Source organism: Octadecabacter algicola, assembly GCF_021532625.1.
Classification (GTDB): Bacteria; Pseudomonadota; Alphaproteobacteria; order Rhodobacterales; family Rhodobacteraceae; genus Octadecabacter; species Octadecabacter algicola.
In genome coordinates this window covers 23,649-37,757 of record NZ_JAKGAR010000002.1, presented here as the reverse complement: position 1 = coordinate 37,757, position 14,109 = coordinate 23,649, and the positions used below count along the sequence as shown (strand labels likewise).

15 protein-coding genes are annotated in these 14,109 nt (G+C 55.0%); 8 read left to right on the top strand and 7 right to left on the bottom strand.

Features of this window, described 5'->3' with window-relative positions:
- Positions 1-9: 9 nt before the first annotated feature.
- Both mobA and L0666_RS06920 read left to right on the top strand, forming a co-directional pair.
- Positions 10-591: a molybdenum cofactor guanylyltransferase MobA gene (gene mobA, locus L0666_RS06925; protein WP_235259651.1), complete on the top strand. Its 582-nt coding sequence runs from the start codon at positions 10-12 to the stop codon at positions 589-591.
- Entirely contained in the window at positions 582-1,178 is a 597-nt protein-coding gene (locus L0666_RS06920; protein ID WP_235259649.1) for a GNAT family N-acetyltransferase, read from the top strand. The genes mobA and L0666_RS06920 overlap by 10 nt, the downstream gene beginning before the upstream one ends.
- Here L0666_RS06920 and L0666_RS06915 read toward each other — a convergent pair.
- Complete coding sequence (locus L0666_RS06915) at positions 1,175-2,197, bottom strand: hypothetical protein (protein ID WP_235259646.1); 1,023 nt, start codon at positions 2,195-2,197, stop codon at positions 1,175-1,177. The genes L0666_RS06920 and L0666_RS06915 overlap by 4 nt on opposite strands.
- A gap of 12 nt (positions 2,198-2,209) precedes the next feature.
- Complete coding sequence (greA, locus tag L0666_RS06910; RefSeq protein WP_216037739.1) at positions 2,210-2,680, bottom strand: transcription elongation factor GreA; 471 nt, start codon at positions 2,678-2,680, stop codon at positions 2,210-2,212.
- A 215-nt stretch (positions 2,681-2,895) separates the two neighbouring features.
- Between greA and L0666_RS06905 the strand changes: the two genes are divergently transcribed.
- From L0666_RS06905 to L0666_RS06895, 3 genes are all read left to right on the top strand, one after another.
- Complete coding sequence (locus L0666_RS06905; protein ID WP_235259643.1) at positions 2,896-4,542, top strand: electron transfer flavoprotein-ubiquinone oxidoreductase; 1,647 nt, start codon at positions 2,896-2,898, stop codon at positions 4,540-4,542.
- A 151-nt stretch (positions 4,543-4,693) separates the two neighbouring features.
- The gene (locus tag L0666_RS06900) at positions 4,694-6,415 is read left to right on the top strand and encodes a tetratricopeptide repeat protein (protein WP_235259642.1); all 1,722 of its coding nucleotides are present in this window, start codon (positions 4,694-4,696) and stop codon (positions 6,413-6,415) included.
- Positions 6,405-7,256, top strand: coding sequence for a 4-(cytidine 5'-diphospho)-2-C-methyl-D-erythritol kinase (locus L0666_RS06895; protein WP_235259640.1), 852 nt, complete (start codon positions 6,405-6,407; stop codon positions 7,254-7,256). The genes L0666_RS06900 and L0666_RS06895 overlap by 11 nt, the downstream gene beginning before the upstream one ends.
- Here L0666_RS06895 and L0666_RS06890 read toward each other — a convergent pair.
- Positions 7,249-8,247 (bottom strand): polyprenyl synthetase family protein, encoded by a 999-nt coding sequence (locus L0666_RS06890; RefSeq protein ID WP_235259639.1) that lies wholly within the window; start codon positions 8,245-8,247, stop codon positions 7,249-7,251. The two genes, L0666_RS06895 and L0666_RS06890, sit on opposite strands and share 8 nt — an antisense overlap.
- 54 nt (positions 8,248-8,301) lie before the next feature.
- Between L0666_RS06890 and L0666_RS06885 the strand changes: the two genes are divergently transcribed.
- The 3 genes from L0666_RS06885 (at position 8,302) to L0666_RS06875 (ending at position 9,567) form a co-directional block, all read left to right on the top strand.
- Positions 8,302-8,517 (top strand): putative signal transducing protein, encoded by a 216-nt coding sequence (locus tag L0666_RS06885; RefSeq protein ID WP_216037734.1) that lies wholly within the window; start codon positions 8,302-8,304, stop codon positions 8,515-8,517.
- Complete coding sequence (locus tag L0666_RS06880) at positions 8,514-9,275, top strand: tRNA1(Val) (adenine(37)-N6)-methyltransferase (RefSeq protein WP_235259636.1); 762 nt, start codon at positions 8,514-8,516, stop codon at positions 9,273-9,275. Before L0666_RS06885 ends, L0666_RS06880 begins: the two co-directional genes overlap by 4 nt.
- Positions 9,276-9,399: 124 nt before the next feature.
- Positions 9,400-9,567 carry a YdcH family protein gene (locus L0666_RS06875; protein ID WP_235259635.1) on the top strand — a complete coding sequence of 56 codons (168 nt, stop codon included), beginning with the start codon at positions 9,400-9,402 and terminating at the stop codon, positions 9,565-9,567.
- Between the two features lie 46 nt (positions 9,568-9,613).
- On the opposite strand, the gene L0666_RS06870 is transcribed toward L0666_RS06875, so the two are convergent.
- The 4 genes from L0666_RS06870 to L0666_RS06855 form a co-directional block, all read right to left on the bottom strand.
- On the bottom strand, positions 9,614-10,549 hold the full coding sequence (locus L0666_RS06870) for a transcriptional regulator GcvA (RefSeq protein ID WP_235259633.1): 936 nt from the start codon (positions 10,547-10,549) through the stop codon (positions 9,614-9,616).
- Between the two features lie 575 nt (positions 10,550-11,124).
- A complete protein-coding gene (gene phbB, locus L0666_RS06865; protein ID WP_235259631.1) occupies positions 11,125-11,847 on the bottom strand; it encodes an acetoacetyl-CoA reductase in 723 nt (240 codons plus the stop codon).
- Positions 11,848-11,938: 91 nt separating this feature from the next.
- Complete coding sequence (locus L0666_RS06860; RefSeq protein WP_235259629.1) at positions 11,939-13,114, bottom strand: acetyl-CoA C-acetyltransferase; 1,176 nt, start codon at positions 13,112-13,114, stop codon at positions 11,939-11,941.
- Positions 13,115-13,284: 170 nt separating this feature from the next.
- On the bottom strand, positions 13,285-14,088 hold the full coding sequence (locus L0666_RS06855) for an EAL domain-containing protein (RefSeq protein WP_235259628.1): 804 nt from the start codon (positions 14,086-14,088) through the stop codon (positions 13,285-13,287).
- Between the last annotated feature and the right edge of the window lie 21 nt (positions 14,089-14,109).

Here is a 14,109-nt window from a genome sequence, read left to right as displayed (position 1 = left end):
CAATCGCCCATGATTGAACCCTTAGGTCTGATCCTTGCAGGAGGACGTTCAACCCGTATGGACGGCGCATCAAAAGCTGATCTGCCCCTCGGAGGCGAACGACTAATAGATCGGTGTGCCGAAAGGCTTTTGCCACAAGTGCGCGATATTGCGGTGAACGCGAACGAGCCTATCGTCGGCAACTGGACGATCTTACCAGACACAATGCCCGGCCACCTTGGCCCGCTTGCCGGTGTCCTCGCAGGGTTGGAATGGGCGGCCAACCAAGGCGCGAGCCATATTGTCACCGTAGCCGTCGACACCCCATTCTTCCCATGTGATCTAGTGCCTCACCTTTTGATGGCAGCCGATGGCCATCCGGACGGCCTGACCATTGCCACAACACCGGATTGGGAACACGGCACGTTTGGCCTTTGGCCCGTGTCCCTTAGTGACCCACTCTCAGCTTTTCTGGCGTCAGGTGGCCGCAAGGTCCGCACCTTTACTAAGGACCAAAACGCGGCACTGGCACCGTTCCCGGACACCACGCCGCCCGTATTCTTCAACATCAATACACCGGACGATCTGGCGCAGGCCCAAACATGGGTTTGAACCTGCAAATCTCGGCTGGGTTTAACGACGATGAACGCCCTGAGATCAGCGCAATGTACTGGCAGGCCTTCGGCCAAAAACTTGGCTATGTCATGGGGCCACAGAAACGGGCTCTAACTTTCATCGAAGACTTGCTCGACCCCAGCCACGCAATTTGCGCCCGTGACCAAAACGGTACTTTGCTTGGCGTTGTCGGCTTTAAGACTGCCAAAGGTGCCTTAGTTGATGGCACTTGGAACGACATGACGCGCCACTACGGTTGGTTCGGGAGCACATGGCGGGCCACGCTTTTGCACTTGCTGGAACGCGATACCGAAAACCAACGTTTCCTTATGGACGGCGTCTTTGTCGCCAGTCACGCGCGCGGCAAGGGTGTCGGCACGGCGCTGCTTGATGCAATCAGCCATGAGGCCGCACGGCGCGGTTACAAGGAATTACGTCTGGACGTCATCGACAATAACACTCGCGCACGTGCGCTTTATGAACGCAAAGGGTTTGTTGCCGGCGACATTCACCACCTTGGCCCACTACGTCATGTATTTGGGTTTTCTTCAGCGACGACAATGATCCGTCAGGTCAGCCCTTAATCAAATGCGCCCGTGACACGACCAAACAACATGAAGGCGCGGCTTGTACGAGTTTCGGCAAGTGCTGCGATATCTTCATCACTGGCCTCTGCCTCAAATGCCAAAAGCATTTGGTCAAACTTACGCAAGAAATGGTGCGCCGCATCCCGAAAAATTGCGTCTTCCCGCATCCGGCCTGCCGTCAAAGCCAACGATGATCTGTCGCGAATCCCGCCCAATGCCGCAACCGTTTTACCTCGTTCGCCATGAGCGAAACGGCGCCAAATTTCAGGGCGCGCGCGATCTGGGCGCAGGTCATCCATGTAAATACCGTCTTGGCTCAGGAGAGTGAGTACATCTTGGCTGGCTTGAATCAGTTGTTTGGCGGTTCGGTCCTTTAAGGCGCGACGCAACGCAGCAAAACCGACCTCATCCCCTTCAGTGTCGGGAAAGTTTAATGCGCGAACCAAATCAGGCCGTGAAATGGGGGGTGCGATATCTTCCGCCGTTGTGCCCAATTCAAGGCTTGGCTGATCGTCGCGCGTTACCACAGCTGCACCCGCCCGCGGTGGTATCGCGACAGAAGACGGACGAGACGACGCGAATGTCGCCAAAGCCGTTTCGGTTTTCTGGGTCGCCCGTGCGATCTCGTTGAGTTTCTTTTCAACCGTTGGTTCGATCCCCGCGCCCCGCGCCTGTCGATCTGCAACATAGGTTTGCCGCATCGCATCAATCGCCGCCTGCAATCGCTGGCTTTCGTCGCGCACAATCCGCGCCGACCGCGCAGCCATTGCCGCGATCCAGACCATCGCTATCGGAAGAAAGATCGCCATAAGCGTCATCACAAAACGCAAGGAGTCGACGGTTTCTTCGTTCGAACCTTCTTCACTTCCGGGCAAGACAAGGAAGAAAATTGCGACCCCGACAAGCCAGACAATGCTAATGACAATCGCAATTACTTCGATTGCAGTCACGCGCACGCCGTCATTGCGCACACCCGCGCGCAACGGAACGTCTGCTGTGTTTTGGCTTTCCGGCATCGTTAAGGAGCCTTATTTAAAGACGATTTCCAAAATCTCGTAGGACTTCACACCACCTGGCGTACGCACTTCAACACTATCGCCATCTTCTTTGCCGATCAGTGCCCGCGCAATGGGTGATTTCATGTTCAGCTTACCATTTTCAATGTCAGCCTCGTACTCGCCAACAATCTGGTAGGTCTTTTCTTCGTCGGTGTCTTCGTCAACCAACGTGACATGGGCACCAAATTTCACGGCGCCGCTCAGCTTTGAGGGATCAATGACATCCGCCAAGGAAATCGCACCCTCAAGCTCTTTTACGCGCCCCTCGATAAACGACTGTTTTTCCTTCGCGGAGTGATACTCAGCGTTCTCGGACAAATCACCATGTTCGCGAGCCTCGGAAATGGCGCGAATAATTGCAGGGCGTTCAACAGACTTCAGGTGCTTCAATTCAGCATCCAGCTTGTCAAATCCAGCCCGTGTCAGCGGTATCTTTTCCATTTCGGCGTGTCCGTTGGTCAATTTCTCAAGTGCGCATGCATAACCCGCACCGCCCTACGGCCTCAAGGGGCATCAACACCCACTCGGCCTTTATTTGCAGACGTTACGTTTCCGTCGCTGTCACGCAACTTTATGTCGCGGCAAGATTGCTGCACCTGCACCCATGGGGTATGCAGTTCTAGAACAATTACGCGCTTACAGCAGGGAGGCCCGATATGGCCGAGATCGAACGTGAATCCATGGAATACGACGTTGTTATCGTTGGCGCGGGGCCCGCTGGCCTGTCCGCCGCGATCCGTCTGAAACAACTCGATTCGGATTTGAACGTCGTCGTCCTCGAAAAAGGCTCTGAAGTCGGTGCGCATATTCTTTCTGGTGCGGTCTTGGACCCATGCGGCCTAGATAAGCTGATCCCTGATTGGAAAGCCAAAGGCGCGCCTTTGAACACGCCAGTCACACACGACAATTTCTACCTGCTTGGCGAAGCCGGCAAAGTTCGGATCCCGAATTTCCCGATGCCGCCGCTTATGAACAATCACGGCAACTACATCGTTTCCATGGGTAACGTTTGCCGCTGGATGGCCGAACAAGCCGAAGCTCTCGGCGTTGAAATCTTTCCCGGTATGGCCTGTTCCGAACTCGTCTACGGCGACAATGGCGAAGTCAAAGGCGTGGTTGCAGGCGTCTTTGGCTTAGAGGCCGACGGCACCATTGGCCCGGATACTGAGCCTGGCATGGAACTTCACGGCAAATACGTTTTCCTTTCTGAGGGTGTTCGCGGATCGTTGTCGAAAGAAGTCATCGCGAAATACGACCTCGCAGCCGACAGTGAACCGCAGAAGTACGGCCTTGGCATGAAAGAAATCTGGGAAATCGACCCAGCCAAGCACAAAGAAGGCACAGTTACGCACACAAGCGGCTGGCCCCTTGGCAGCAACGCAGGCGGCGGTTCTTTCATCTACCACCTCGAGAATAATCAAGTTTACGTCGGCTTCGTGGTTCACCTGAACTACAAGAACCCACACCTGTTCCCTTACATGGAATTCCAGCGTTTCAAGCATCACCCGATGGTTGCGGACCTGTTGGAAGGCGGAAAACGCGTCGCTTATGGCGCACGCGCCATCACCGAAGGCGGTTATCAATCCATGCCGAAAATGACAGCACCTGGCGTTGCTTTGCTTGGCTGTTCTGTTGGCATGGTCAACGTCCCACGCATCAAAGGCAACCATAACGCCATGTTGTCCGGCATCGCCGCTGCAGAAGCAGCGCACGCCGCGATTGGTGCGGGCCGCGCATCCGACGAGCTGATCGAATACGAAGCTGAAGTCCGCGAAGGCCCTATTGCCCAAGACCTCAAGAAGGTGCGCAACGTCAAACCTATGTGGTCTCGCTGGGGCATGGTTGCTTCGCTGCTCGGTGGCGGTTTAGACATGTGGACAAATACGTTTGGGTTCTCGCTGTTTGGCACGCTCAAGCACGGAAAATCTGATGCGGAGTCGACTGAAAAGGCCGTAAAGTACCAGCCAATCGACTACCCGAAACCAGATGGCAAACTCAGCTTTGACCGCCTGACCAATGTGGCGTTCAGCTTTACAAACCACGAAGAAAGCCAGCCCGCGCACCTGAAATTGACAGATGACACCATCCCGACAGGCGTAAACTTCCCTGACTTTGCAGGCCCTTCAGCGCGCTACTGCCCTGCTGGGGTTTACGAATTTGTCGGCGACGGCGCGGACCGCAAATTCCAGATCAATTTCCAGAACTGCGTGCACTGCAAAACCTGTGACATCAAGGATCCGAGCCAAAACATCACTTGGACGGTTCCTCAGGGTGGCGACGGGCCAAATTACCCGAACATGTAAGCGCTACATCGATCATTTCATATGCAGCAGGGCCCCAACTGGGGTCCTGTTTGCGTTTGTGGGCGCAATAACACGCCAATGGACGAATTGTCATTTGCCCCGAGGAATCAGCCACCTTAGGCTGTTGATATATCGGAAACTGGAGCCCGCCTTGAGTAACAGCATAAGAAACGCCTTTCGACTGTCCGTAACCTGTGCGGCTTTGACCTTAGCCCTACCTGCCACCGCAGAAATAGACTCAGGGGCTTACCTTGCTGCCCGTCAAGCTGGAATTGATGCCGATTACGTTAAAGCGTCTGAGTACTTCCAAAGCGCCCTTATTGCCGATCCGAACAACCTGACACTCATGGAGCAATCCATCACGGCCTACCTCGGGACAGGGCAAGGTGAATCCGCCGCCGCCATTGCGCGACCATTCATAGCCGCTGGCGGCGAAAGCCAAGTCGCCAACATCGCAATTATGGCGCAGGCTGCACGCATTGGAGATTGGGACGCATTGTTCGACCTTCTTGAAGCGGGCCATGAGGTCGGACCATTAATGGACGCACTATCACAGGCTTGGGCCTTCTTAGGGAAAGGCGATCAAACCCGCGCTATGACGGCATTTGATGACGTTATCGTCACAACAGGTCTTCGTGCATTCGGCTACCACCACAAAGCAATCGCCTTAGAACTGGTTGGCGACTTAGCCGCTGCCGATGCCATTTACTCACTTCCCCCGAACGAGGGCCTTCCGCCGTCGCGCACATCCGTCATTGCACATCTACGGGTGCTTTGTGCGATGGGAGACTACGAGCGCGCTGACGATATACTGACGCGGGCCTTCGGCGGTGTGCCAGACGATGAAATCACTGCTCTTCGTGCGGCAATCGACACTCAATCGCCTTCAACTCTCACTCCACCAGTGACGTCAGCGGGCGACGGTATTGCATTTGCATTTGGTGGGTTGTCCAAAATCCTCCAGGGCGAAGCAAACGAGAGCTATCTGCTGCTGTATGCGCAAGCCGCTCGCTACATCTCACCCCACAATGCAGAAGCGCAGCTTGCCGCAGCGCGCCTATTGAATGCACTGGGCCAATACGATGCAGCCGCGCTAACCTTTGCGCAGGTTTCAACTAACAACCCTGCTTTTCACAGCGCCGAAATGGGCCGCGCCGAATCTTTGCGCCTTGCTGGTAAATTTGATCAAGCAATCGAAGTCCTAACCCAGCTCACCCGGAGCCATCCTGACCTCCCTCTGCCCTATGCATCCTTGGGCGATGTTTACCGTCAGCAAGAACAGTACTCCCAAGCCAAAGTCGCCTATACGGACGCCATCGAAGGCTACGACAATGACGCATCCATTCAATGGTGGCTGCACTATTCGCGCGGCATGACCAACGAAAGGTTGGACCAATGGCCCGAAGCCGAAGCTGACTTTCGCGAGGCACTGTCCCGCAACCCTGATAACCCTGCGGCGCTGAACTACCTCGGCTATTCTTTGGTCGATCGCGGAATTAAGGAAAGCTATGACGAAGCATTACAGATGATCGAAACAGCCGCCGCCGCGCGCCCTGATAGCGGTGCTATCATCGACAGCCTTGGGTGGGTCTACTACAAACTCGGACGTTACCAAGAAGCCGTTGCACCATTGGAACGCGCTGCCGAACTGGTGCCCAACGACCCAATCCTCAGCGACCACTTGGGCGACGTCTACTGGATGGTTGGCCGCGACACAGAAGCCCGCTTTCAATGGCGCCGCGCGCTGTCGTTTAACCCCGAAGAGGCCGAGGCCGAACGCATTCGCCGCAAGCTCGCGATCGGGCTAGATGCGGTATACGCCGAAGACGGTGAAACACCTGCCCCTGCAATCGAAATGGCCCATGACAACTAAAACGGTCCGCCAAGCGGCCCCTGCCAAAATCAACCTAACCCTGCATGTTACAGGGCAAAGGAATGATGGCTATCACCTGCTGGATTCACTCGTGATGTTTACCGAACTCGGGGATGTCTTGTCCGCCGCTGAGTCCGATACCCTTACGCTCACGATCGATGGCCCTTTCGGGGCGAACCTCTGCGCGAGCGATGACAACCTCGTTCTTCGGGCTGCTCGGGCCTTTGGGATAGATCGTGGAGCCGCAATCACGCTCACAAAGAACCTGCCCATTGCGTCCGGCATTGGTGGCGGCTCGGCGGATGCGGCGGCCACATTGTTCGCACTGTCACAGCTTTGGGAAACTCCGCTCCCTGATTGGGACATCATCATGTCTCTTGGTGCTGATGTGGGTGTGTGCATGTCGACCGAACTGACGCGCATGTCGGGAATCGGTGACAAAGTCGATCTCGTCGGGCCAACACCTCCAATTGACGTTCTGCTTGTTAACCCGCGTGTCGAAGTCCCCACACCGTCCGTGTTCAAGGCGCTACCTCATAAGTCGAATCCACCGATGCCTGATGAAATGCCGTCGCCTTTTCACACCAACGCTTGGCTGATTTGGCTGGCGGATCAACGCAACGATCTGCAAGCGCCCGCTATTCAAGCCGCCCCTGTCATAGCCGATGTTCTGGACAGTTTGGGATATCAAAACGGTTGCCAACTCGCCCGCATGTCCGGTTCGGGCGCTACATGTTTTGCGATTTTTAAAGATGCGGCCAGCTGCCGTGCCGCCGCAACGGCGCTATCTTCAGTCCACCCCGATTGGTGGGTTCAGGCCACGACGCAAGCGGCTACCTGACCCGCGCAACCACGTAATCAGCCAAATCAAGCAGCATGCCCTTGATCTCGTGGTCCGGCAAATTGGCCAACGCCGCTTTTGCCGTGTCCATCCAGGCCAGCGCCTCAACGCGTGTCGTCTCAAGTGTTTCGTGCTTCGCCAAAAGCCCTAACGCGGTTTCGAGGTCACCTTCTTCTTGGCGACCCTTTTCGATTGTCCGCACCCAAAATGCGCGTTCATCCGCATCTGCCAAGGCAACGGCCTTAATTACCGGCAACGTCAGTTTGCGTTCGCGGAAATCATCGCCAATGTTCTTACCCGTGGCATCTGTACCCGCATAGTCCAATAGATCATCAACGATCTGAAACCCAACGCCCAGCGCATCACCGTAATCATAGAGCGCCTTAACCGTGGCCTCATCTTTGCCGGCGATAACACCGCCAACTTCCATCGCGGCAGAAAACAGCGCCGCCGTTTTACCGCGTACGACCTGCAGGTAAATGTCTTCGCTCGTCGCCAAATCGCTCGCGGCAGTCAGTTGCAACACTTCGCCCTCGGCGATCGTTGCCGCAGCGTTGGACAGAATACGCAGCACGTCCAACGACCCAGTCTCCGTCATCAATTGAAAAGAACGCGCAAAAAGGTAATCTCCAACCAAGACCGACGACGTGTTGTCCCACAACAGGTTCGCAGTCGGCCGCCCACGACGCTGTGCGCTCTCATCCACGACATCGTCATGCAGCAAGGTCGCTGTATGGATAAATTCAACCGTCGCCGCCAAATGCACGTGAAAGGGGCCATCGTAGCCACACAGCTTTGCAGCAGCCAAGGTTAGCATCGGACGTAGACGTTTCCCGCCGGCCTCAACCAAATGCGCAGTCACTTCAGGGATACGGGGCGCATGTTCAGATGCCATCCGCGCACGGATCAAATCGTTCACGGCAGCCATTTCAATACTCAGCGCATCGGCCAAACGTTCATGGGGTTTTGTTGCGGCGTGGTCCAAGCTCATCACAGCTCCGTCAATTACTCGACAAAGGGCGACAATGCGCCTTAAGTCAGGGGTATGAAAGAACTTCTACGCACCAATGACATGACTGTCATCGCTTTTGCCAAAGCCCTTCTTCAAGGCGAGGATATAGAGGTGTTCGAGTTGGACGTAAATATGAGCATCCTTGACGGGTCCTTGGGCATTTTGCCACGCCGCCTCATGGTCCGACGCGAAGATCACTTCATCGCGACCTCCGTGATGAAGGCCAACAACATTGATTTGGGCCAATGAACGGCGATGCCGATACGACAAATGACGCCTTCCTAGGAGGGCTTTTGATGTTGGAACAACCGGCCAAAGGATATCGAGCTGGTGTTGATCCGGTACTTATGGCCTCGGCAGTGCAGGCGCAGGCTGGACAGTCAGTTCTGGAATTGGGCTGTGGGGCTGGGGCAGCAATCTTGTGTTTGGCGACACGGGTCGCTGGGCTGCATCTTCACGCGGTTGAGGTCCAGGCTCGTTACGCCAATCTTTGCCGCGCTAATGCTGCTTCCAATGGCTTCGATGCACAAATCTGGACGGCAGATGTGGGCGCCCTACCCCACGACCTGACAGCGCTGACATTTGATCATGTCATCGCCAATCCGCCCTATCTTGATCGCAAATCAGGCAAGCACAGCGAACTCCCAGACCGCGATATTGCTTTCGGTGGTGATACCGACACCAAAATCTGGATCGAAACGGCCACCCGTCGCCTGAAACCCAAAGGCTGGCTAACACTGATCCATAAGGCAGACCGTCTGCCTGAACTAATGCGCGCTATGGATGAAAGGCTTGGATCCCTCAGCGTGATCCCGATTACCGGTCGCGAAGGCCGATCCGCCGACCGCATCATTGTCCACGCGCGCAAAGGAGGCCGGACCCCATTCAAACTTCATGCGCCCGTTTCCCTGCATGTCGGCCCCACACACCTGACAGACGGCGAAGATTACCGCCCCGAAATCGCAGCAATTCTACGTACAGGCGCTGCGTTCCCCTTCCCAGATTAATAATTTGGCAATCTTTTCACGATCTTCTCAACTCACCGCTAGTTTGCTGCCCTGCAGCGTGACAGATGCGTGAAACTGTGGTCATCTAAAAGAACCACAAACCGATGTAAGGAGGATCTATAAAATGAGCTTGTCGTCCCACCTCGAGGAACTCAAGAGAAAGCACGAAACCCTTTCAGATGCCGTGGAAAAGGCACAGCGGAGCCCCGGCTCCGATGACCTAGAGGTGTCCCGCCTCAAGAAAGAAAAACTTTATCTCAAAGAAGAGATCACGCGACTTACTCCCGCATAATCATTTTTTGGTGCTGGCGGGGTCCGCCAGCGCCTGCACCGATTGGCTACATCTGAACAGGCACCAGATCGCGCGCGCCTTCAAACGCTTTAGAACTTTGAATTTCATCTTTGATCCACGATCGAAACGCCGCCACATGGGGGCGTTTTTCTGTTCCTAGGGGACAAACAAACCGAAAGTGCGCTGGCGGGACAAGACCAAGCCGAAATGGCGCGACCAAATGGCCCCTCTCTAACGCCCGTGTCGCCAAAGACACCCGACCAAGAACAACACCCACCCCTGATAGGGCAGCATCCAATGCATGGTCTGCTTGGCTAAATCGAACCCCGGCGCCCGTCGCGCCGGTCACACCAGCTGCTTTAAACCACCCTGACCAGTTGGATGTGTCTTTTAGAAACGCCAAGGAATCATCATGGATCAAAGGCGCATGGCTTAGTTTTTCTGGCGTGTCGTATGACTCGGCCAATTCTGGTGTCATCATCGGCGTCATCCATTCCCGAACTAACGGCTCTGAATAAACGCCCTTATCTTTACCCAGCCCAAAACGGATCGCGACATCCACTTCATCGCGCTCAAAATCCATCAACCGCAATGATGCCGAAAACCGCAGCTCGATCTCCGGATGGCGCTCCGCAAACTCGAACAAACGTGGAGCCAGCCACTTTGACGTAAAGGCTGGCCCCGCCGTAACCGTCAAAACATTGTTATTAATAGACCTTTGAGCATTCCGCCACGCAGCAGAAATCGCCGCGAAGCCATCATTCACGCCCGGCGCAAGTGCCCTACCCGCTTCAGTTAGTTCAACCGCCCGGTTTAAGCGGTGGAATACGGGCTCCCCGAGATGTTGCTCAAGCGATTTGATTTGAAAGGATAATGCAGCTGGCGTGACATGTAATTCCGCCGCAGCTTGCGCAAACGACAAGTGCCGCGCGGCGGCTTCAAACGCGCGTAAGGCCGTCAAAGGGGGGAGTCGATCAGACATTTCACATAAGTATAACTTAACTGAACCCCTGTGAAGTCTCGTTTGTCAGTACACTCACAAAAGGTCACCTTAGGTACAAGAAATGAAACACCACCAAAGGAAACCGCCATGTTCGAAGCCACCACAAATGCCCGCACCCGCGACGCCATCCGCACCGCACACGCTGAACGCGGCGCCATCCTGCGCCTCTTGTTTCGCCGCAAATAGAACGCTCCGGCAGGCTTAGGTCTAACGACCCGTCCAGCCGAACGAACGGGCCATTCCTTTTGGGATGGCCCAACCAACCTGCCCTGCGCCCAGCGCAATGCGGGAATGCGAGATCGTCGGTTTTTACCGCACACCAAAGGCACTACCTTTCAATCAAGGGAGCGAACAACGCACCAAAGGATTGAAAATATGTACAAAGAACTGACTCAAAAAGAGATCGACGAAATCATGACACGTGCGCGTGTTGAACGTGCTGGTGCTTTTGGCCGTATGATTTCAGGTATCTTCGGTCGCTAATCGCACCGAAGACCACAATACAAAAAGGGCGGGGATATTCCCCGCCCTTTTGTCGTTTCTGACCTAGTGGCTTAGACGAAGAACTGGCCGCCATTGGCCGAAATTGTTGACCCGTTGATAAAGCCCGCATCATCAGACGCAAGGAACGCAACACAACGTGCGATTTCTTCGGGCTCGCCCAAACGACCCGCTGGGATCTGACCAATGATGCTTTCACGGACCTTTTCAGGAACAGCCATCACCATTTCCGTACCGATGTAGCCTGGACATACAGCGTTTGCTGTAATCCCAGCACGCGCGCCTTCTTGCGCCAAGGATTTTACAATCCCCAGATCGCCAGATTTTGTCGCAGCATAATTTACCTGAGCGAACTGGCCTTTTTGACCATTGATCGAAGAAATAACGATCACGCGGCCGAACTTGCGTTCCCGCATACCAGGCCAAACAGGGTGCACGGTGTTGAACACGCCCGTCAGATTTGTGTCGACAACTTCATTCCACTGCTGTGGCGTCATCTTATGGAACGGTGCATCGCGCGTGATGCCAGCATTGGCGACAACAACGTCAATCGGACCAAGATCAGCTTCGACTTGCTCAATGCCCGCTTTGGAAGAATCGTAATCCGCCACGTTCCACTTGTAGGTCTTGATGCCAGTCGCTTCGGTAAACTTGGCAGCGGCTTCGTCGTTGCCTGCGTAAGTTGCAGCAACCGAGTAACCGTCAGCCTGTAACTTCTTAGAAATGGCCTCGCCGATACCGCGCGATCCGCCAGTGACGAGTGCAACACGTCCCATAATGTTCTCCTCCAAGAGATGATTGTTCGGTAATCTAATTACCCCAACGAAACCAGCGGCGCAATAATATTACGCCACTGAATCGATTTATTTATGGACGCTCAACACAAAGAGCGACGCCCATACCGCCGCCGATGCACAAAGTCGCGAGACCTTTCTTAGCATCACGACGCTTCATTTCGAACAACAGCGTGTTCAACACGCGGCAACCAGAAGCACCAATCGGGTGACCGATTGCGATTGCGCCGCCGTTCACGTTCACAATGGATGGGTCCCAGCCCATGTCTTTGTTCACAGCACAGGCTTGCGCAGCAAAGGCTTCGTTGGCCTCAACAAGATCGAGGTCATCGACGGACCAGCCAGCTTTGTCCAACGCCTTGCGGGATGCATAGATCGGGCCGACGCCCATAACAGTCGGGTCAAGGCCAGCCGTTGCGTATGACACGATACGGGCCAGTGGTTCGATTCCACGCTTTTCAGCTTCATCAGCAGACATCAGCAGCGTGGCAGCCGCGCCGTCATTCAGGCCGGATGCGTTGGCCGCAGTTACGGTGCCGTCCTTCGTGAAGGCAGGGCGCATTTTTTGCATGGCTTCGATGTTTGCGCCGTGGCGGATGTATTCATCGCTATCGACCACAATGTCGCCCTTGCGGGTCTTGATGGTAAATGCTGCGATTTCATCGGCGAACTTGCCAGCTTTTTGCGCCGCTTCCGCTTTGTTCTGGGACGCTACCGCGAACTCATCCTGCATCTCGCGAGAAATCTGCCATTTTTCGGCAACGTTCTCGGCGGTTTGACCCATGTGGTAGTTGTTGAAAGCATCCCAAAGACCGTCTTTGATCATTGTGTCGATAAGCTTCATGTCGCCCATCTTCTGACCAGCACGGATGTTTTGCGCGTGTGCAGAAATGCTCATGTTTTCCTGTCCACCTGCCGCGACGATTGAAGCATCGCCCAACATGATGTGCTGCGCACCAAGCGCAACAGCCCGCAGACCGGATCCACAAACCTGATTGATGCCCCAAGCAGCCGCATCCTGCGACAGGCCCGCATTGATATGCGCCTGACGCGCTGGGTTCTGGCCTTGCGCAGCAGTCAAGACCTGACCAAGGATCGTTTCCGAAACTTCAGACGCATCAATACCCGCGCGTGCGACGACTTCTTTCAAGACGGCAGCGCCAAGGTCATGGGCAGGTGTGCTGGCAAAAGAGCCACCAAAACTGCCCACGGCGGTGCGCGCAGCGGATGCGATAACTACGTTGGTCATATGGGAAATTCCTCTCTAGGGTCCGACATTCGGCAAGACCAGAGGGCCATGTGGATTACGCCGCCCCCCGCCGCCGTTATCGATGTAATACGCTCTTGGTAATGCAATCGCAACGGACTTACCCTGCGTCAATTGCCCGCTTTAGCGGTAACGGTTGCGCAACCTCACATTCAGACCGAGAATTTTGGCACGCCAAAGTGGTAGCCTTGAACACAATCAACACCGATTCCGATTAGAAAATCCGCTTCTTCCTGGGATTCGACACCCTCAGCAACAGCGAACATTTCGAACTGGTGAGCAACCGTAATCAACGCCTCTGCGAGGACCTGATTGTCGGGATCCTCGTGAATATTGCGTGTGAAGTGGCTATCGATCTTGACCAAGTCGAAGAAGAAATCCTTGAGGTGCCGAAATGCCGTCAAACCCGCTCCGAAATTGTCCAACGCAAAAGCAAGCCCATGTGGCTGCATTTCTTCCATGAACCTGATCACAACCTCGGGCAATTGCATTGCACTGTCTTCACTGATCTCAAAAATCAGACGGTCTACATGACCCGTCAAACTTGCGAGCTCTTGATCCAGAACCCGCCGCCACGCCGCATCCCCCAACGACCGAGCCGACACATTGACCGAGAGCCGAATACCCGGGTGATATTTGAGTAATCCAAATGCCAACCGCAGACTCGCGGTATCAATATCGCGCCCGAGGACAGTCTCTTCGATCTGGTCCATGAATTGGCCTGCCGGAATGATACGCCCGGTTTCGTCCATCACGCGGATCAAGCATTCATGGAACGCAATGCGGTAGTTGTCATGGGCGGTGCAGACAGGCTGTAGCGCCAGCCGACAATTGTCGGTGGCCAAGGCTTCTCGAACCATTGATAGAACATCTTTGTCCCGCACGCTGACCGCATATTCCAACGGATCGCGCGGTGTCTGATCGTCCCATGCCTTATTCTCAGCACTCATGCTCATGACGCATCCTCTTCGCCATCA

Bases quoted from the DNA above. Each gene is read 5' to 3' on its own strand.
- mobA (WP_235259651.1), top strand. From the start codon at position 10: ATGATTGAACCCTTAGGTCTGATCCTTGCAGGAGGACGTTCAACCCGT.
- L0666_RS06920 (WP_235259649.1), top strand. From the start codon at position 582: ATGGGTTTGAACCTGCAAATCTCGGCTGGGTTTAACGACGATGAACGC.
- L0666_RS06915 (WP_235259646.1), bottom strand. From the start codon at position 2,197: ATGCCGGAAAGCCAAAACACAGCAGACGTTCCGTTGCGCGCGGGTGTG.
- greA (WP_216037739.1), bottom strand. From the start codon at position 2,680: ATGGAAAAGATACCGCTGACACGGGCTGGATTTGACAAGCTGGATGCT.
- L0666_RS06905 (WP_235259643.1), top strand. From the start codon at position 2,896: ATGGCCGAGATCGAACGTGAATCCATGGAATACGACGTTGTTATCGTT.
- L0666_RS06895 (WP_235259640.1), top strand. From the start codon at position 6,405: ATGACAACTAAAACGGTCCGCCAAGCGGCCCCTGCCAAAATCAACCTA.
- L0666_RS06890 (WP_235259639.1), bottom strand. From the start codon at position 8,247: ATGAGCTTGGACCACGCCGCAACAAAACCCCATGAACGTTTGGCCGAT.
- L0666_RS06885 (WP_216037734.1), top strand. From the start codon at position 8,302: ATGAAAGAACTTCTACGCACCAATGACATGACTGTCATCGCTTTTGCC.
- L0666_RS06880 (WP_235259636.1), top strand. From the start codon at position 8,514: ATGAACGGCGATGCCGATACGACAAATGACGCCTTCCTAGGAGGGCTT.
- L0666_RS06875 (WP_235259635.1), top strand. From the start codon at position 9,400: ATGAGCTTGTCGTCCCACCTCGAGGAACTCAAGAGAAAGCACGAAACC.
- L0666_RS06870 (WP_235259633.1), bottom strand. From the start codon at position 10,549: ATGTCTGATCGACTCCCCCCTTTGACGGCCTTACGCGCGTTTGAAGCC.
- phbB (WP_235259631.1), bottom strand. From the start codon at position 11,847: ATGGGACGTGTTGCACTCGTCACTGGCGGATCGCGCGGTATCGGCGAG.
- L0666_RS06860 (WP_235259629.1), bottom strand. From the start codon at position 13,114: ATGACCAACGTAGTTATCGCATCCGCTGCGCGCACCGCCGTGGGCAGT.
- L0666_RS06855 (WP_235259628.1), bottom strand. From the start codon at position 14,088: ATGAGCATGAGTGCTGAGAATAAGGCATGGGACGATCAGACACCGCGC.